Source organism: Rhizobium sp. Leaf371 (assembly GCF_001424045.1).
Lineage (GTDB): Bacteria > Pseudomonadota > Alphaproteobacteria > Rhizobiales > Rhizobiaceae > Ferranicluibacter.
Map to the genome: position 1 here is coordinate 693357 of NZ_LMQB01000001.1, position 18332 is coordinate 711688.

Consider the following 18332-nt stretch of genomic DNA (forward strand, 5'->3'; position numbering starts at 1 on the left):
TAATCTTATTGCCCCGGCTTGTAGATCTGGTCGAAGACGCCCCCGTCTCCGAAGAATTTCGGTTGAGCTTCCTTCCAACCACCGAATTCGTCAATGGTCGAGAGCTTCACGTCGGCAAATCGCTTGATATCGTTCGGATCGGCCGCTTCCGGCTTGAACGGGCGATAATAATGCTTGGCCGCGATCTTCTGCCCCACATCGGAATAGAGATATTGGAGGTAGGCTTCCGCCACCTTGCGGGTTCCCTTCGCGTCCACATTGCCATCGACCAGGGCCACCGGCGGCTCGGCCTTGATGGAGATGGAGGGGGTGACGATGTCGAAGCTGTCGGGGCCAAGCTCTTCCAGCGAAAGATAGGCCTCGTTTTCCCAGGCGATGAGCACGTCGCCGAGACCGCGCTGGACGAAGGTCGTGGTCGCGCCGCGGGCGCCGGTGTCGAGAACCGGGACGTGCTTGAACAGCTGGCCGACATAGGCTTGCGCCTTGGCGTCGTCGCCGCCGTTCTGCGCGCGGGCCCAGGCCCAGGCGGCGAGGAAGTTCCAGCGCGCGCCGCCGGAGGTCTTCGGGTTCGGCGTGATGACCTGGACATCGTCCTTGACCAGATCGCCCCAGTCCTTGATGCCCTTGGGATTGCCCTTGCGCACGAGGAAGACGATCGTCGAGGTATAAGGCGCGCTGTTGTTGTCGAACTTCGTCTTCCAGTCGGCGGGAATCTTGCCGCTTTCCTTGGCAATGGCGTCGATATCGGCTTCGAGCGCCAAGGTGACGACATCGGCTTCGAGACCGTCGATCACAGAGCGGGCCTGCTTGCCCGAGCCGCCATGCGAAGTCTGGATCGTCACCGTTTCCCCGGTGTCGGTCTTCCACTTCTCGGCGAAGGCGGCGTTGAAGTCCTTGTAGAGCTCACGCGTCGGATCGTAGGACACGTTCAGAATCGTCTGGTCGGCATAGGCAAAGCCCAAACCCCCAACCTGAATGCTGGTGGCCAGCAGGGCCACCGTGAAAAATCGGGTTATACGCTTTGCGTTCATCGCTCTCGACCTCCGTCTTGTCGCGAGCAGTCTAGCCGGTCTGTCGATTGGGGTAACGAAGAAGTTTGCGCTGGAGGCACCGTTTGGAGAAAAGTCCTGCCGTCAGGTCTCCCGCTTGCGCAAGATTGATGCAACAAGGCGCTATCACGTCCGGAAGAGAAGGAAATGTCCATGACCCAAACGCTGTGCGAACCTCAGGACGTCCTCTCGTTCTGGTTCGAGGATATCGACCCGGAGAACTGGTACAAGGCGCATCCGACGCTCGACGCGGAGTGCGACCGGCGGTTCCGCGCAAGCCATCTGGCGCTCTCGCGCGAGGTGCCTCCGGCCTGGCGGGAAACGCCGGAGGGGCGGCTTGCGACCCTCATCCTGTTCGACCAGATGTCGCGCAACATCTATCGCGGGTCTCCGCTCGCCTTCGCCACGGACGGTCTGGCGCGCCGCGAAGCCCGGCTGGCGCTGGAGGCCGGCGCGGACCAGGCGGTCGAGCCGGTGCGGCGCGCGTTCTTCTACCTGCCGTTCGAACACTCCGAGGCGATGCCCGATCAGGATCTCGCGGTTCAGCTGTTTACCGCGCTCGGCGATCCGGTGCTTCTCGATTTCGCCGTGCGTCACCGGGAGATCGTGGCCCGTTTCGGACGTTTCCCGCATCGCAACGCAATCCTCGGTCGCCTGCCGAGCCCGCAGGAGGAAGCCTTCCTGCTGCAGCCCGGTTCCCGCTTCTGATCGGCGGGCCAAGGCCCAAAATTCGCCATACCGAGCCGTCAACCGGAACGCGCAGGGCGTTTTCCTTCGCCTGATTCTCTTCGGTCGCACCGAGATCCTCGACCGCGATCCTCGGCCGTGATCCTCTCGAAAGCCTTTCGGCCCTGTCCGTTGGGAGAAGACGGATCCAAACGTGAAAGCATGTTCCCCCGCGATGCACCGTCTCCTCGCCATCCTGCTCATTCTTGTGTCCAGCCTGTCGCCGGTCCTCGCCCGGCAACCGGCCGCAAATCCGCCAGAACCCAGTCAGCCGGCACCCAGTCAGCCGGCACCGAGCCAGCCGGCACCCAGTCAGCCGGAACCGAGCCAGCCAGCACCCAGCCAGCCGGCACCGAGCCAGCCAGCCACTGCCCCCTCGACCCCGCCACCATCGACCGCACAACCATCGACCGCCCCGGCCGCAGCCCCGGCTGTGACGGGGCCGCAAGGTGCAGCCGATGGCGGGTCGGCGCGCGATCGGACCGACGAGGCGCAGGCCGACACGGCGCAGCAGCTCGATGCGGCGCGCAAGCGGCTCGACGCTTTGGCCGCCCAGGTCGACAATGCCAATGCGGCGGAGACCGCGCGTTCCACCCAGGCCAACAATGCCAATGCTGCCGACAACCGGCTTGCCGAGATCAAGGCACAGGTGGACGACCTGTCGCAGCAGGTGGCCGCTCAGATGGATGCGGCCCGCACGCGCATCGAGCAGATCAAGGGGCGCCTGACCGAGATCGGCGATCCGCCGGCCGCCGGTGCCGAGGCGGAAGCGTCCGTCGTCACCGAAGAACGGAGCCGCCTGATCAGCGAGCGCAATGCGCTGAATGCGGTGACCGGTACGGCGGAAACGCTGGTGGCCGACGCCAATGCGCTGTCGACGACGATCACGGAAAAGCGCCGCGTGCTGTTTTCCAACACGCTGCTCCGGCACACCGACATCAATGTCGACATGCTGGTCGATGCGGGGCAGGCGCTGGTGGTCGAGGCGCGGGCCTTTTCCCGCAACATCGGCAGCTGGCTGACCTTCGTCTTCACCTTTAAGCGCGTGCCCCTGATGTCGGCGCTGTTTCTGTCGCTGTGCTCGGCGCTCGTGCTTCTGGCCGGCACGCACCGTCTCTTCGCGCCGCTGCTGCGACGCTCCGTGCGCGATCTTCATCCGACCTATATCGCCCGCCTGTCGCGCGCCTTCGGCTCGACGCTGGTTCCGACCATCGCCGCCGCCACCTTCGCAACGTCGGCCTTCTTCTTCCTGCAGTCCTTCAACGTGCTGCGGCAGGACATCGCCCCTGTCGTGACGACCTTCCTGGCGCTCTGCGTCGCCCTGCAGTTCGTCTGGACGATCTCGACGGCGGTTCTCGCGCCGGGCCAGGCCGTCTGGCGGCTCGTGCGCGTCTCGGATCGCGGCGCGCGCCTGCTGGTCGCCCTCATCATGGCGATGGCGTTTGCCAACCTGTTCGATTACCTCCTCGAGACGATCAGCGTCACGCTCGGCTCGCCTCTGGTGCTGACCGTCGCAAAAAGCCTGATCGCCTCGATCATCATCGGCCTGCTGCTGATGGCGATCGCGCTGATCCGTCCGGTCATTCCGCAGGGCGAGCCGCTGGACGGGCAGGGGCGACCGTGGCCCCGCGCCATCTCCATCCTGCTGCTGCTGGCGGGCCTCGGGCTGATCACCGCGGCGCTTTCCGGCTATGTCGGGCTCGCCCGCTTCATCGCCACGCAGATCGTCGTCACCGGCGCGATCTTCGTCACCATGTATATCGGCATCCTCACCGGCAAGGCGCTGGCCAAGCAGAACGCGCTCGCCAAGACCGTCGGCGGCCGCTATCTCTCGCATCGCTACCGGCTGGAGCCGATGGCGCTCGACCAGATCGGCCTTGCGGTCGGGCTCGGCATCTATCTCCTTGTCATCATGTTCTTCGTGCCGCTGCTCCTTCTGCAATGGGGCTTCAAGATCGCGGATATCGAGGCCTGGGCCTACCGGATCTTCACCGAGATCCGCATCGGCACGATGACCATCTCGCTGGTCGGCATCTTCGCCGGGATCCTGCTTTTCATCCTCGGCTTCGTCATCACGCGCTGGCTGCAGCGCTGGATAGACGGCAGCGTGCTTGCGCGCAGCCGCGTCGATCTCGGCGTGCGCAACTCGGTCAAGACGGGCATCGGCTATCTCGGCGTGGGCATTGCCGGGCTGATCGGCATCTCGGCGGCCGGCCTCGACCTGTCGAGCCTCGCTCTGGTGGCCGGCGCCCTGTCCCTCGGCGTCGGTTTTGGCCTGCAGAACATCGTCTCCAACTTCGTCTCCGGCCTGATCCTGCTGGTCGAACGACCGTTCAAGGTCGGCGACTGGGTCATTTCGGGCACGACCGAGGGCTTCGTCAAACGCATTTCGGTGCGCGCGACCGAGATCGAGACGTTCCAGCGGCAGACCATCATGGTTCCGAATTCGCTCTTCATCAATGCCTCCGTCGGCAACTGGACCCACAGGAACAAGCTGGGGCGCGTGGACATCACCTTTACCGCCCATTCCTCCAACGATCCGCGCAAGGTCGTGGAATCGCTGCGGGCCGCGGTGACCGGATTGCCGAACATCCTGCGCAATCCCGAGCCGATCATCGTCTTCCGGGGATTTACGGCCGCGGAACTCGAATTCGAGGTGCGCGTCTTCCTCGCCGATATCCTGCAGGGCGTCTCCGTCCGCACGGATGTCCGCATGGCCGTTTTCGAACGGTTCCAAGCGGACGGCATCACGCTTGGCGGGCCCGCGGCTCCCGAAGTGCCGATCAAGATCTCCCCCGAGGACGCCGAAGTCCTCTCGGCTCTCTTCCAGGGCACGCGGTCGTCGGAAGGCAGCCGCGCCTCGACCCAACTGCCGGGAGATGCCGGCGGCTACGTGGAGCAGCCGGGCGCCGAGCCGCCGGACAGCCGGAGCAACGACATCCCGGATTCCTCGGAAAGCGGGCGCAACGATGCGCTGCGCGGAGAGGAACTGCGCGCCGACGTAAAGCCGCCCGTGTCCGCCCCGCCGTCGCAGGTCTCGCCAGCGCCGGTGCAGAAGAGCGATGTCGATCCCGAGACCGGGCCGGGTGCCCCGACCACCGGCGCGCGCAAGAGGCGACCCGGCCGGACGCGCTGATCGTTCGAGGTCTGGAGGAGAGAAAAGCAAGCTGGCGGAGGAGATGGTGTAGATGCCGCCGGCTTTCTCCCGTTATTGATGAAAAACAGATATAAAGGTCTCGACCTTTAACGACTGCGAAAACCTTTGTTGCTACCGTTCTTTTCAGTTCAGAAAAGAGAGCGCTCAATGTCGTTTTTCGGTGTGTCGGGGATGTATTACTCCGGAGAGTCCCTGCAACAGCACCGTATCGTGCTCGCAGAAGATAGCAATCTGTTCGCGGCGATGGTGTCGAAGCGCCTCAAGGAACTTCTCGATATCGACGTCATCGTCTGCAAGGACTATGACGAAGTCACCTTCGCCATCGAGAATGCCTCCTTCCCGGCGACGCTCGCCATCTCCAACATCAATCTTCCGGGTGCCGAGAACGGCGAGGCGCTGTCCTATCTGGTCGATATGAGCGTTCCCACGATCGTCTTCACTGGCACCTTCCAGGAGAGCACGCGCGAATCGATCCTCGCCCGGGATATCGTCGATTACATCATCAAGGACAGCGTCTTCGCGGTGGATATGCTGGTGGAATCGGTCTGCCGTTTCCTCACCAATCACCGCCACCATGTCATGATCGTGGACGACAGTCCGACGGCGCGGGCGCTGCTGACGTCGCAGCTCAAGCGGTTCAACTTCCGCGTCAGCACGGCCGATTGCGGTGCGACCGCGCTCGAACTCTTGAAGCGCCACTCGGATATCGGCCTCGTCATCACCGACTACAACATGCCGGATATCGACGGTTTCGAGCTGACGCGCCGCATTCGCGGCGCCTACGGCCCGCATCAGTTGCGGATCATCGGGGTGTCCTCCTCCACCAACCGCCTGCTCTCGGCACGGTTCCTCAAGGCCGGCGGCAACGACTTCATCATGCGGCCGTTCGTCAACGAGGAATTCTACTGCCGGGTCAACCAGAACCTGGACACGCTGACGAAGATCCGCACGCTCGGCTCGCAGATGGCGCTCAGCGCCTGAGCCCATCCGGGCAGATCCCGCACATCCTCACGACGTTGCAAACGCCCGGTCTCGGGCGTTTGTCGTTTCATGCCGTCGGCCAGAAGCTCCCGCTGCAGCCTTTTCGAAAATTACCGTTTCGCTACCTCCTTTTAGGGGTGACGTTAACGGATCACAAAAGGCTTCATGGTAAGCCATATGAAACAGAATAGATCGTAACCGCGCACTTTCGACGGCTGGGATCTGGGAGGAGCAGAACCGTCACGCGGTCGCCTGCTCGAAAAGGGTGGGAACCTTGACGTTCAGCAAGCAAGAGCCGAAGGGGGATGCCGCGCCGAAAGCCAGCGGCAGGCACCTTCTGCTGATCGAAGACTCGCGCGTCTTCTCGACGCTCATCCGACACGAGATCCAGAACGGCCCCGTCACCACGGTCACGCACTGCGCATCCCTCGAGGAGGCCAAGCGGGCGCTGGAGTGCCAGAATGTCGATGTCGCCGTGCTCGACCTCAACCTGCCGGATGCGCCCAATTGCGAAGCGCTCGACCTCGTCCTGTCGCACGGCATTCCCGCCATCGTCTTCACCGGCAGCTTCAACGACAGCACGCGCGAGCGGGTCATGGCGCGGGGCGTGGTGGACTGCATCATCAAGAACGAGCGCGAGTCGGTCGCCGCCGTGGTGGCGGCCGTCAATCGCGTGCTGAGCAATGCCGGCACGACCGTGCTCGTGGCCGATCACGATCCGGAGCGTCGCCACGCCGTCGCCCTGATGCTGCGCGAGCAGCGCTTCCAGGTCATGGAGGCGGAGGCGGCTGAGGACGTTCTCAGCGCGGTAACGGAAGGGTCCGTCGATCTCGTGGTATCGGAATATGTGGCGGGCGACCTTTCCGCGCAGCAGCTTCTCATCGGCATGCGATCCTACGAGGCCGAGACGGCCGTGCCCGTGATCGCGGTGGCGTCGCAGGCCGCGCGCGGCGATGCTGCACGGTTTCTCAAGGCAGGCGGTGCCGATTTCATCGAGCGACCCTTCGACCGCGACGAGTTCGTCAGCCGTGTCAATCGCTCGATTGTCGTTCACCGCCGCATCACCGCCCTGCAGCAACTCGCCTCACGCGATTATCTGACGGATCTCTACAATCGGCGCTTCTTCTTTCAGGAGGGGCCGCGCATCGTCGAGAAGTGCTTTCGCAACAAGGCGGGATCGTCGATCGCTATCCTGGATATCGACCACTTCAAGCGCCTGAACGACACGTTCGGCCATGAGGTCGGCGATCTCGTGCTCAAGGCGGTGGCGCGGACCCTGCGCAATTTCGTCGGCAACGATCATCTGCTGGCGCGGCTCGGCGGCGAGGAGTTCGGCGTTTTGTTCGACGGCCTGGATATCACGGCGGCCACGCTCTATTGCGAGCAGCTGCGCGAAACGATCGCCCGCACGCAGGTTGTCACCGACGACGAGGATCTCTCGATCACGGTCTCGATCGGCCTTGCCCCGATCGAGCAGCGCGAGGTGTTCGACAACTACCTGCACGCCGCCGACCAGTTTCTCTACATGGCAAAACATGCCGGCCGAAACCGGATCGTCTCCGAACTGACGATGATCAACACGATGGCGTCCTGATGCGGAAACGCCGGGCCCGTCGGAGAAACGGGCCGTCCCGTCCGCAGCGTCAGGCGGAACGCGCCGTCTGCGCCAGCGTCACCTTGCGGTCGGCACGCTCCTGCTGCGGCGAGCGATTGTAGAGTTCGCGATAACACTTGGAGAAGTGCGAGGCGGAGACGAAGCCGCAGGCGACGGCCACCTCGACCACCGGCATGGCAGACTGCACGAGGAGGTGGCGGGCGCGGTCGAGGCGGATCTCCAGATAGTAGCGCGCCGGCGACCGGCCCATTTCCTGCCGGAAGAGCCGCTCGATCTGGCGCCGCGAGAGACCGGCGCTGTCGGCCAGTTCCAGGAGCGACAGAGGCTCTGCCAGATTGCCTTCCATGAGTTCGATGATCGACAGGACCTTGGCATTCTGCACGCCGAGGCGGGCGCGCAGCGGCAGGCGCTGGCGATCGTGCGGGCCGCGGACGCGGTCGGTCAGCGCCTGTTCGCAGACGCGATTGACGAGGTTCTCTCCGAAATCCTGATCGATCAGGTTGAGCATCATATCGAGCGAGGCGGTGCCGCCGGCACAGGTGTAGATATTGCTGTCGATCTCGTAGAGATCCGCGAAGACATCGACCTGCGGAAAGGCCTCGGCAAAGCCCGGCAGGTTCTCCCAGTGGATAGCGCAGCGCTTGCCCGTCAGCAGGCCGGCCGAGGCCAGCACATGGGCGCCCGTACAGAGGCTGCCGACCGCGACGCCGCGATTATAGACCTCGCGCAGCCAGGCATTGACCGACTTGTTCTGGAAGTCCTCAACGAAGACGCCGGAACAGACCAGCACCATCGACGGCCGGCTCTCGCCGCCCAGATGCTTGCGCTCGTCGGCGACCGAGGAGTTGACCTCGAGCGCGATGCCGCTGGACGAGACCACCTGCGCCCCGTCCGTCGAGGCGAGCCGCCAGGAATAGGCGTCGTAGCCGAGCATGCGGTTGGCGATCCGCAGCGTTTCGATCGCCGCCGAAAACGGCAGGAGCGAGAAGTTGGGAACAAGGAAGAAGACCAGCGAGCGCTTGGCGGTGAGCGGCTTGTTCACGAGCGATATCTCCATGCGGGGCGGATGGCTATTCGTCGCGCGGACACGGCCGCCGAGCTTGCCTGAATGCGACACTGGCATGGATGGTCGCGACTGCCAAGAGAATAAATTTGCGACATTCCGCACGATGCCTGAAAAAGCATCCGCCGATGGTGCAAACGCCTCATTATGTTGCTTTGCAGCATTGGTAGGAGAGGTCCGAAGTCGGGCAGGGCCGCTCCCGCCCGCTCAGACTTCTCTGTTTGCGACGCTGGCGCCCCCGCGTGCCTTTGTCGGAAACAGGCAGATCGAACCATCCGGATGCCGCACGCAAAAAGGGCGCTTTGCCGTCTGGCAAAACGCCCTTTTGATCTGACTATCGGTTCCTCGACACGGCGGGCCGCTCGCCGCCCGTCCGGCATTGGCCTGTTGTCTCGGCCATCTGGCGGCTGCGATCATGACGTGGGCGTGTTCCGCGGATCGGTCGTGGAGGGGAAACCGATATCCTTGAGCGTGTCATAGGACAGCGACGCCAGAGCGCGTTCCGCGCGCCTGTCCTGCCAGCGCTTGACGATCCGATGGGCGAGCGTGGAAACGCCTGCGCGTGCACGCGACCCGAACGAGGGCGACGAGAGGGAAGGGGAAAATCCTGAGATAGACATTGCACTGGTTCCTTTTGATGAGGTTTCTCAAAAGGTCGCGACCACGAGGTGAGAATGTCGCAACCTTGTCCATCAATCCAACGAATAGAATTGATGCGTCAGTTCAGTATTCTTGATGCCCGGACGATCGGAGAGGCCGACATCCCGGCGCACCACGGTCGGCAGTGCCTGTAACTGCCGGCGGGTGGCCCGCCGCGCTGCCACGAGCTTCTGCCGATCGATCGCCTTCCGCACCGCGGAGAGGAATGCGTGAAGGGAAGCGCGTTTCGGGGTCGTCGCGACCGGCGTTTCCCGCACGTCCAGAAAAACGACATTGCTGTTCATGGCGGCTGCTCCCATCTTTGCATCGTGTCTGCTTGCACCTTGACAATGCGCGCCATCAGAGGTTCATTCAAACGAATAGAACTCACGGTATCGTTCAGTTTTTCTGATGATGGAGTCGTCATGAACATGATGATGCGGCACGCGCTGCCGATGCTTGAAATCGACGTCCTCAAGACCTTCGTCGCCATTGCCGAGACCGGCAATTTCACGACGGCGGCCGAGGCGGTCTACCGCACCCCGTCGGCCGTCTCCATGCAGATCAAGAAGCTGGAGGAACTGCTCGGATGCGCGCTGTTCCTGCGCGATGCGCGCTCGGTCTCGCTGACGCCGAAGGGGGAGGTGCTGCTGGGCTTTGCGCGTCGGATGCTGGCGCTCAACAACGAGGCCGTGACGCGCTTCCTGATGCCGGATATGCAGGGCGTCGTCCGGCTTGGCGCGCCGGAGGATCTCGGCGAGCGCATCCTTCCCGATGTGCTCAAGCGGTTCGGCGAGACGTTTCCGAACGTCACGGTCGATGTGATGATCGGGCAGAGCAACGTCATGCGCAAACGCGTCGAGGAACGGCGCATGGACATCGTCATCTACAACAGCTTTCCGAGCGAAACGCTGCGGGAGGGCGAGGTGCTGATGCAGGAACGGCTTGTCTGGGTGGGGCGGCGCTGCGGCACCGCGCATCTGCGGGAGCCGCTGCCGGTCTCGATGTGGGAGGACGGCTGCGTCTGGCGCGCCGACGCGATCGACAAGCTGAACAAGGCCGGACGCGCCCACCGCGTGGCCTTTCTCAGCGCCCACACGACAGGCCAGAAAGCGGCGATCCTCGCGGATCTCGCGATCGCGCCGCTGCCGCGCTACCTCGTGCAGGGCGAGCTGGTGGAGCTGGGCCCGCTGGAAAGCCTGCCGGATCTCGGCACCTACAATATCGGTATCCAGACGATCGAGGACGCCTCGGCGCCGGTGTTGGCCGTGGCCGAGCATGTGCGCGCCGCCTGCCTCGCCCTCGTCTGAGGCGGTCCGTTACGCGCTGTCGGTGGTTTTCTTCAGCCACCGCAGCACGCGGATTTCGTCGTCGTTCATCCAGCGCGTCATCGTCTCGCTCGCGCTCTTGCGCTGGGCGCGCAACGTTTGCAGGTCGCCGTTCTCGAAGTCCTCGAACACTTTCGGGTGGATATAGGAACTGCGGCAGACCGCGCGGGTGTTGACGAGGGCGGCCGCGATACCATCGACCGCCTCGTTGATCTGGCGCTTGCGCTGCCGCTCAGTCTCCGCGGGCTCCACCGTCGACAGTGCGGTCGCGGCCATCTGGGTCGCGCCCCAGGTGCGGAACTGGCGCGAGCTGAACTCGCCGCCGGTCGCCTCGCGAATATAGGCGTTGACGTCTTGCGAGCGGATCTGGTGGCGGTCGCCGTCTTCGTCGAGATACTGGAAAAGCTGCTGGCCGGGCAGTTCCTGCAGCGAGCGGATGATGCGGGTGATCCGGCGGTCGCTGTGGCTGAGGCGCCATTCCTTGCCCGATTTCCCCTTGAACTGGAAGTGTACGCTCGATCCGGACACCTTGACGTGCCGGTTCTTCAGGGTCGTCAGACCGTAGGAGCCGTTTTCCTCGGCATAGACCGTATTGCCGACGCGGATGAACAGATGGTCGAGCAGCCAGACGATGGTGGCGAGCGCCTTCTCCATGCCGGGCGTTCGCATGCGCAGGTCGTGATCGACACGCTCGCGGACCTTTGGCAGGCGCGACGCGAAGGACGGCAGCAGGGCAAACTTGGCCTTGCCGCGCTCGGCGTGCCAGTCCGGGTGGTAGCGATACTGCTTGCGGCCGCGCGCATCCTTGCCGATCGCCTGAAGATGCGTCTGCGGATCGGGCGAGATCAACACCTCGGTATAGGCGGGGGGAATGGCCAGCGCCGCGATGCGATCGACTTCGCCCGTATCCGTAATGCGTGAACCGTTCGGCCCGTAATAGAGGAAGCCGTTCTTGCCCTGCTTGCGGGTGATGCCCTCGTCAAGGCGTGAGAGATAGACGAGCTCGGGGGTCGGCGTGCCCTCGGGCTGTCCCGTGTCGCGTTTCTTGCCGACCGAAGCGGCGATGGAGGCTGTGATCTGGTCCACGATGGCTGATGAACTAGATCGCAGCGTGGAAGTTCCCGCGGTCTGCGTCGTTTCCGGCGTCGGAAAACAGAAGCCTGCCGACGCCGGCCTGTTCACGATTTTCTTCCCGATGCGGTGAACTTTTCCGGTGTTCGCGCGTTGTGAGGCCGAAGACATCTGTCTTTCCCCATCTGGCGTTATTCAAGGACCCAAGCCATGACCGCAAAGACCATCGCTACCGTCGGCATCGTACTCGTTTCTCTCGTTTCTCTGTCCGCTTGCGGCAACACGATTCGCGGCATGGGCAAGGACACGGCCAACACCGTCGATGCCACGCAGGACGCGGGCCGCAACGTCGAACGCGCTGCCAAGTGATCTGATCGACCTTTCGTGGTTGGAAAACGCCGGCGACCTCGTGTCCGCCGGCGTTTTCGTGTCTCGCCATCTCGGCGCGATCGAATAGTCTGCAGCCTATGATCCCGAAACTCTGTCTGGCGTTTTTGCTGATGCTCACCGTCGCTCAAGATTCTCGTGCCGCGTGTCGCATTGTCCGGCACCTCGGAACGGATTACGCCGTCTGCGATGTCGATCCCGCCTCCTCGACACTCTCCATCTTTCATGCCGACGAGACCGGTCGCGCCTATGGCGGCTTCACCGCTCTGAAAACCGACCTGCTGCGCGATCAGACGCGTCTCGACTTTGCGATGAATGGCGGCATGTACGAGAAGGACCTGTCGCCGGTCGGGCTGCTGGTCATCGATGGCGTGGAGCGAAAGCCGATCGCGACAGGCGAGGGCTGGGGCAATTTCTATCTGCTTCCGAACGGCGTCTTCGCGCTCTCAAACGGCAAGGCCATCGTGCGCGAGACGGAGGCCTATCGGCGCTCGGTCCTGGCGACGCCGGATTTTGCCACCCAGTCCGGGCCGATGCTGGTCATCGACGGGGCCGTTCACCCCGCCTCCAAGCCGGAAAGCGACAGCCTCCAGATCCGCAACGGTGTCGGCGTGGATGAGAAGGGCATCGTGCATTTCGCGATCTCGCTGTCACCGGTGCGGTTTCACGATGTCGCGACGCTCTATCGCGACGCCCTCGGCTGCCCGAATGCGCTGTTTCTCGATGGTCACATCTCCAGTCTCTACGCGCCGGAGATCGGCCGCATCGACGAAACCTATCCGATGGGACCGATTATCGCGGTGACCACGCCCATGTGGCATGGTGCAGGCTCTTCCAGAGTTGAAGACTAGCGCTGAAGCTTGAGATTCAGGCTTTCGGAAAAGCCCGTTCCAACCCGCCGGACTTGGTGAGGCCGGTGCGGAAGGCCTGATAAGCCGCGTGCTGGGACGAGCGTGCCGCCTCCGTCAGGCGGATCTGCAGCCGGGCAGGGGCGGTATGGCCGAGCCAGAGGCCGCGTTGCTCCAGCTTCAGCGTGTGCAGGAAGCGTGCACCGGCCGAGCGGTCGAGGAAGCGGTGAAGACCGTCGATCAGGGCATCATCCTGTTTCGGGTTGTCCATCATGAGCGACAGGAAGGCCGTGTCGGGAGCCTGCAGGCGCTCGATGACATCGGCAACCGCATCGCGGTCCGTCGGCGTCGTCTGCTGCATCGGGCTGCTCGTGGTGTTCATCGTGGCGTGCGTGTTCATCGGGGTCCCCTCAAGCCGGTTGTCGCGCCTTCATGGCATGCGAGGCTGAAGCCGGACTGGAGCGTCGTGGCCGGCCACGCGCTCAGAGCGCCGCCTTGACCTTCGCGACGACGTCCGCCGGCAGCCAGGTGCTCCAGACGGGCTCGAACGTCCTGAGGAAAAACAGCGCCGCCTCATCCCGGCCCCCGTTCGTCTGGTCCATATGGGCAAGCACGCTGTTGACGGTCTGGTTGTCCCATTGGCGCTTTGCCAGATAGTCCATCGCGGCGGGCCCGGCCTTTTCCGGCACGCCTTTCGTCACGATCGTGTAGACATCGGTGGTCGGATAGCCGTTGACGACAGGCGTGCTGCAATCCGGCACCGCGGTGCAGCGGTTCCACTCGGCGCGGTCGTGGCCGACGCCGAAAGACAGTTTGACCATCTCGTATTTGCCGAGCACGGCGGTCGGCGCCCAGTAATAGCCGAGCCAGCCCTTCTTCTCCGCGAAGGCCCGCGCGATGGAGCCGTCGAGGCCTGCCGCCGAGCCGGAATTGATCAGCTCGAAACCGGCTTCGTCGCCCTTCAGCGCGCGGTAGAGGTTGGCAGTCGGGATCTGGCAGTTCCAATCCGACGGACAGGTGTGGACGGCGCCCTTCCCGGCATCGGTCGGCGAGGGGAACAGGTCCGGATGTTTCAGCGCATCCTGCACGGTCTTGATGTCGGGATGGGCCTCGCTGATATAGCGCGGGATCCACCAGCCTTCGACGCCGCCATCGGTCAGGACGCGCGTGGTTTCGATCAGCCGGCCGTCCCGCAGCGCCTCATCGAGCGGCCGCTGCAGCGATGCCGCCCAGATTTCCGGGGCAATATCGGGCCGGCCGTCGGCATCCATCGAGGCGAAGGTCGGCATCGTGTCGCCGGGCACCAGCGCGACCGTGCAGCCAAAGCCCTTTTCCAGGATGAACTTGTCGATATGGGCGGTGACCGCGGCCGACCCCCAGGTCATCTCGGCAATCGACAGCGCGCCGCAACCTTCGGCCCGTGCCGGCGTGCCCGAGGCCAGAAAGCCGCTGCCTGCCAACAGTCCGATTGCCATCGCAAAACACGCGCCGAGGAACCTCCTCCTCCCGGCCTTCCGAAAGATGTCGCGAACTGTCTTCATCAGGCCGACGCCTCCGGCGCATCTGCATGCGTATCCACGATGATTGTTTTCGACATGTTGGCGATCCCGTGTTCCGGATCGTCCCGTCGTCTGCGGTGCAGCCTAGAAGCTCTCAAGCAGAAATCAACGCCGTTCTCGGTCGGTCCGATCGCAATGGCTTCACAACCCCTTGAATGTCTTCTCTTCCAAGTGTGCCTTGTGGCGAACATCTCGCCGGTCTGTCCTCGTCCGTTTGCGCGTCCTGGTCAGAGGCCGCCGCACTTATGCGGCTGTGGTCTTGCGCGGCTGTGGTCTCGCGCGGCTGTGCACTGACAAAAACGTGATCCGATGTCCGCAAGGTAACGCTCTGGTAACTGTCTCGGCCTAAGGATGGTGGCGTGGCTGGTAACAGCGGCTCTGCCGGATCAGGTTTTGCGTCCCGGCGGTCGGCCAGCCTGTCGGCATCCGTTCGATGCCGTCCGCTTGCCCGCCCCGCGCCGTGCGTCTTTCGGCGTCGAGGACGGAAAACCGCAGGGCCCCGGCTGCTGCGGTTTTCGCGCGTGCCGCGTCCGTCGCGATCGATGGCGCATGCTCTTCCCGGATGCTATCAGGCCGCATGGCAAACACGATCATGCTTCAGGGAACAGGTTCGGATGTCGGCAAGACGGTGCTGGTGGCCGGTCTTTGCCGGATCGCATCCAATCGCGGCTACCGCGTCGCGCCCTTCAAGCCGCAGAACATGTCGAACAATGCCGCCGTTTCCACGGACGGCGGCGAGATCGGCCGGGCGCAGTGGCTGCAATCGCTCGCCGCCCGCATTCCCTCCTCGATCCACATGAATCCGGTCCTCTTGAAGCCGCAATCGGAGACCGGCAGCCAGGTCGTCGTGCAGGGCAAGGTCGTCGGACAGGCGCGCGGTCGCGACTATCAGGCGATGAAGCCGAAACTGCTCGGCGCGGTGCTGGAAAGCTTCGAGATCATCCGGGCCGGCTGCGATCTCGTGGTGGTCGAGGGCGCCGGCTCGCCGGCCGAAATCAACCTTCGCGCCGGCGATATCGCCAATATGGGCTTTGCGACGCGCGCGGGCGTGCCCGTGGTGCTGGTCGGCGATATCGATCGCGGCGGCGTCATCGCATCGCTGGTGGGCACGCATGCGGTGCTCGCGCCCGAAGACCGGGCCATGGTCACCGGGTACCTGATCAACAAGTTCCGTGGCGACGTCACCCTGTTTAACGATGGGCTGAGCGCCATCCAGGGCTTTACCGGCTGGCCCTGCTTCGGCGTCGTTCCCTGGCTGACGGCGACCCGCCAGCTTCCGGCGGAAGATTCCGTGGTTCTGGAACGCCTCTCGCAGGGCACGGCCCGCGCGCTGACGATCGCCGTGCCGGTCCTGCCGCGCATCGCCAATTTCGACGATCTCGATCCTCTGGCCGCAGAACCCTCTGTGGATCTCCGTTTCATCCGGCCGGGCGAGCGTCTGCCGCAAGAGGCGGCCCTCGTCATCCTTCCCGGATCGAAGGCGACGATCGCGGATCTCGCGGCCTTGAAGGCGGCCGGCTGGGACAGGGACCTTGCCGCGCATCTGCGCCGTGGCGGCCGCGTGATCGGCCTCTGCGGCGGCTACCAGATGCTCGGGCATCGCATCTCCGATCCGCTCGGCATCGAAGGCGGAGGCGCTGCCATCGACGGTCTCGGTCTGCTCGATGTGGAGACCGAGATGGCCCGCGAGAAAGTGGTCCGCAACAGCGGCGCCCGTTCCACCGAATATGACGTGGCGCTCGACGGCTACGAGATCCATCTCGGCCAGACGACCGGGCCGGACTGCGCGCGTCCTGCGGTCACGATCGACGGCCGGCCGGACGGCGCGCTGTCGCCGGATGGCCGCGTCATGGGCACCTATCTGCATGGCCTGTTTGCCAGCGACGCCTATCGCGCGGCCTTGCTGCGCAGCTTCGGCATCGAGGCGGAGGCCTTCGACTATCGCGGGTCCGTGGATGCCGCGCTCGATGCCGTCGCGGCAGAGCTGGAAGCCGTGCTCGATCCCCGCTGGCTCGACGGGTTAATGCGTCGGTAGAGAGTTACCTCTCTTGTCGTTGACGGTGCACTAGAATTCTCCCGATGCCTCGCGGCGGCGGCGATCCAGTTCCTCGCTGTAGCGGCGCAACGTGTAGCTCTCCGTCAGCACGCCGACGACGCGGCGCTCGATCAGGTTGTTGCAAACGGCGAGTGCGTCGCTTTCGGTCTTGTCGAACAGGGCGGCGGCCTGCCGGGCATTCATGTTCGGCTGCAGAAAATCGTTTGACAGCTTGATATAGTCTTCGATGCCCTTGCCGGTGGCGTCCTTTTCCACCGGGCTCGCATAGACCTCGGGAATGAGGATGACGCCGCCATAACGGTTGGTGTCGTCGACGACGATGGCGCGCTGGGCCGAGCCGAGCGGGAACTCCGCCTTCAGCTCGTCCAGCGTCGCCTTGGCGTTGATGGTGCGGACATCGGGTCGCATCAGCCGGCCGACCGTGAGGTTGCGGATCCAGCCGACGTCGTGGGCGCTGCGAATGCTCTCGCCGCGCAGATGGAAGCGCCAGGTGGCAAAGGAGTAGCCAAACGTGGTGCGCACCACCAGCGACGAGGTGATGACGGCGGCCAGCACCAGCGCGGTGATCGGAAAGTCGCCGGTGATCTCCAGCGCGAGGAAGGTCATGGTCAGCGGTCCGCCGATGATGGCGACCGCAAGCGAGCTCATGCCGACGACGGCATAGATGACGGGCGTCAGCGTGGTGTCGCCGAAGACATACGGCACGAGGTCGGCAAAGACCTTGCCGAGAAGCGCGCCCATGAACAGCGAGGCGAAGAACAGCCCGCCGCGAAAGCCCGAGCCGATGGAAACGGCGGTCGCCACGGATTTCAGCAGGAAGAGGCCGACGAGCATGGCGATCGGCGTCGTCTGCGCGAGGTTGAGATGCAGCGCGCCATGACCGCCCGAGAGGACCTGCGGCGAGATCGTCGCGAGCAGGCCGACCACCGTGCCGCCGATGGCAGGACGGATGGGGGCGGGGATGGCGCTCTTGCGCGCCACCTCTTCGGTCAGCGACACGCCTTTCATGATGAGGATGGCGACGCCGGCCGACAGGGCGCCGAGAAGAATGGCCGGCACGTAGTCGCCGGGTACGACATCGCCGAAAGCGCCGATGTCGATGGTGAATTCGTCGCCCCAGAGCAGGCGCGTGACGAGATTGGCGACGAGCGCGGAAACGACGACCGGGGTGAGGGAGGCGATGGTGTAGGAGCCGATGATCAGCTCGAAAGCATAGAAGGCGCCGGTGAGCGGCGCATTGAAGGCCGCAGCGATGGCGCCGGCCGCACCGCAGCCGAGCAGCGTGCGCAGATCGTTGCGCCGCAGTTTCAGGTTCACGCCGATCTTGGAGGCGAGGCCGGAGGCAAGCTGCGTGTATCCGGCTTCCAGACCCACGGACGCGCCGAAGCCGTTGGAGACGAGGTTCTGCACCGCGACCACGATGCTGTCGGTCAGCGACATGCGCCCGCCATGCAGGGCGTTGGCCTCGATCGGGTCGACCATCGCCTTCTTGCGCCAGAGCGAAAGGCCCATCATCAGGAGGCCGAGCAGCAGCCCGCCGACGATCGGTGCCATGAGCACCGCGATCTCGCCCTTGAGGTCGGCGGAACTGACGCGCTCATAGTCGGAAATCCCGAAGATCAGCTTGTGAAGCTGCAGCGAGACGAAGCTCATGGCGATGACCGCCAGTCCCGAGGTGAGGCCGACGACGATGCCGGCGACGAGCAGCCCGATCTCGCTGCGGCGGGCGAAGATGCGCCACTCCGAAAAACTCACGGATTTCAGCGCCATGCGCTTCACGCGGGCAAGGGTCAGCGATTTCAGGACGTCAAACATTTCAGGCGCGATCTCGTCGGGCGCTCAACAGTCGTGAA

General features: G+C 64.2%; 16 protein-coding genes and 2 pseudogenes. 8 read left to right on the forward strand and 10 right to left on the reverse strand.

What is annotated here, in order from left to right:
- Positions 1-5 precede the first annotated feature (5 nt).
- Positions 6-1031 (reverse strand): sulfate ABC transporter substrate-binding protein, encoded by a 1026-nt coding sequence (locus ASG39_RS03060; RefSeq protein ID WP_062592662.1) that lies wholly within the window; start codon positions 1029-1031, stop codon positions 6-8.
- Positions 1032-1196: 165 nt separating this feature from the next.
- Between ASG39_RS03060 and ASG39_RS03065 the strand changes: the two genes are divergently transcribed.
- The 4 genes from ASG39_RS03065 (at position 1197) to ASG39_RS03080 (ending at position 7507) form a co-directional block, all read left to right on the forward strand.
- A complete protein-coding gene (locus tag ASG39_RS03065) occupies positions 1197-1757 on the forward strand; it encodes a DUF924 family protein (RefSeq protein ID WP_062592664.1) in 561 nt (186 codons plus the stop codon).
- A gap of 172 nt (positions 1758-1929) precedes the next feature.
- A complete protein-coding gene (locus tag ASG39_RS03070) occupies positions 1930-4911 on the forward strand; it encodes a mechanosensitive ion channel domain-containing protein (protein WP_244481104.1) in 2982 nt (993 codons plus the stop codon).
- 168 nt (positions 4912-5079) lie between these two features.
- Positions 5080-5913 (forward strand): response regulator, encoded by an 834-nt coding sequence (locus tag ASG39_RS03075; protein WP_062592669.1) that lies wholly within the window; start codon positions 5080-5082, stop codon positions 5911-5913.
- Between the two features lie 274 nt (positions 5914-6187).
- Entirely contained in the window at positions 6188-7507 is a 1320-nt protein-coding gene (locus ASG39_RS03080; RefSeq protein ID WP_062592670.1) for a diguanylate cyclase, read from the forward strand.
- A 49-nt stretch (positions 7508-7556) separates the two neighbouring features.
- On the opposite strand, the gene ASG39_RS24375 is transcribed toward ASG39_RS03080, so the two are convergent.
- From ASG39_RS24375 to ASG39_RS03095, 5 genes and pseudogenes are all read right to left on the reverse strand, one after another.
- Positions 7557-7874 (reverse strand): helix-turn-helix domain-containing protein, encoded by a 318-nt coding sequence (locus ASG39_RS24375; RefSeq protein ID WP_347360152.1) that lies wholly within the window; start codon positions 7872-7874, stop codon positions 7557-7559.
- Positions 7807-8166 (reverse strand): annotated as a pseudogene (locus ASG39_RS24755) (hypothetical protein); the annotation flags it as partial. The pseudogene ASG39_RS24755 and the gene ASG39_RS24375, both read right to left, overlap by 68 nt.
- Positions 8079-8651, reverse strand: a pseudogene (locus tag ASG39_RS24385) (AraC family transcriptional regulator); the annotation flags it as partial. The pseudogenes ASG39_RS24755 and ASG39_RS24385, both read right to left, overlap by 88 nt.
- Before the next feature lie 353 nt (positions 8652-9004).
- Positions 9005-9211, reverse strand: a complete 207-nt coding sequence (locus ASG39_RS03090; RefSeq protein ID WP_062592674.1) for a hypothetical protein — start codon at positions 9209-9211, stop codon at positions 9005-9007.
- Positions 9212-9283: 72 nt separating this feature from the next.
- The gene (locus ASG39_RS03095; RefSeq protein ID WP_156467992.1) at positions 9284-9535 is read right to left on the reverse strand and encodes a hypothetical protein; all 252 of its coding nucleotides are present in this window, start codon (positions 9533-9535) and stop codon (positions 9284-9286) included.
- 120 nt (positions 9536-9655) lie between these two features.
- On the opposite strand from ASG39_RS03095, the gene ASG39_RS03100 reads away from it, so the two are divergent.
- The gene (locus tag ASG39_RS03100) at positions 9656-10540 is read left to right on the forward strand and encodes a LysR substrate-binding domain-containing protein (protein ID WP_062592678.1); all 885 of its coding nucleotides are present in this window, start codon (positions 9656-9658) and stop codon (positions 10538-10540) included.
- Positions 10541-10549: 9 nt separating this feature from the next.
- On the opposite strand, the gene ASG39_RS03105 is transcribed toward ASG39_RS03100, so the two are convergent.
- Positions 10550-11740, reverse strand: a complete 1191-nt coding sequence (locus ASG39_RS03105) for a DNA topoisomerase IB (protein WP_347360150.1) — start codon at positions 11738-11740, stop codon at positions 10550-10552.
- A 99-nt stretch (positions 11741-11839) separates the two neighbouring features.
- Here ASG39_RS03105 and ASG39_RS03110 point away from each other — a divergent pair, with 99 nt between their 5' ends.
- Entirely contained in the window at positions 11840-11998 is a 159-nt protein-coding gene (locus tag ASG39_RS03110) for an entericidin (RefSeq protein ID WP_062592680.1), read from the forward strand.
- Between the two features lie 131 nt (positions 11999-12129).
- Complete coding sequence (locus ASG39_RS03115) at positions 12130-12867, forward strand: phosphodiester glycosidase family protein (RefSeq protein ID WP_244481105.1); 738 nt, start codon at positions 12130-12132, stop codon at positions 12865-12867.
- Between the two features lie 16 nt (positions 12868-12883).
- On the opposite strand, the gene ASG39_RS03120 is transcribed toward ASG39_RS03115, so the two are convergent.
- Positions 12884-13264, reverse strand: coding sequence for a hypothetical protein (locus tag ASG39_RS03120; protein ID WP_244481106.1), 381 nt, complete (start codon positions 13262-13264; stop codon positions 12884-12886).
- Positions 13265-13346: 82 nt separating this feature from the next.
- Positions 13347-14339, reverse strand: coding sequence for a glycine betaine ABC transporter substrate-binding protein (locus ASG39_RS03125; protein ID WP_062592685.1), 993 nt, complete (start codon positions 14337-14339; stop codon positions 13347-13349).
- A gap of 661 nt (positions 14340-15000) precedes the next feature.
- Here ASG39_RS03125 and ASG39_RS03135 point away from each other — a divergent pair.
- Complete coding sequence (locus ASG39_RS03135) at positions 15001-16458, forward strand: cobyric acid synthase (RefSeq protein WP_062592695.1); 1458 nt, start codon at positions 15001-15003, stop codon at positions 16456-16458.
- A 30-nt stretch (positions 16459-16488) separates the two neighbouring features.
- On the opposite strand, the gene ASG39_RS03140 is transcribed toward ASG39_RS03135, so the two are convergent.
- Positions 16489-18249, reverse strand: a complete 1761-nt coding sequence (locus ASG39_RS03140) for a chloride channel protein (RefSeq protein WP_062593384.1) — start codon at positions 18247-18249, stop codon at positions 16489-16491.
- Between the last annotated feature and the right edge of the window lie 83 nt (positions 18250-18332).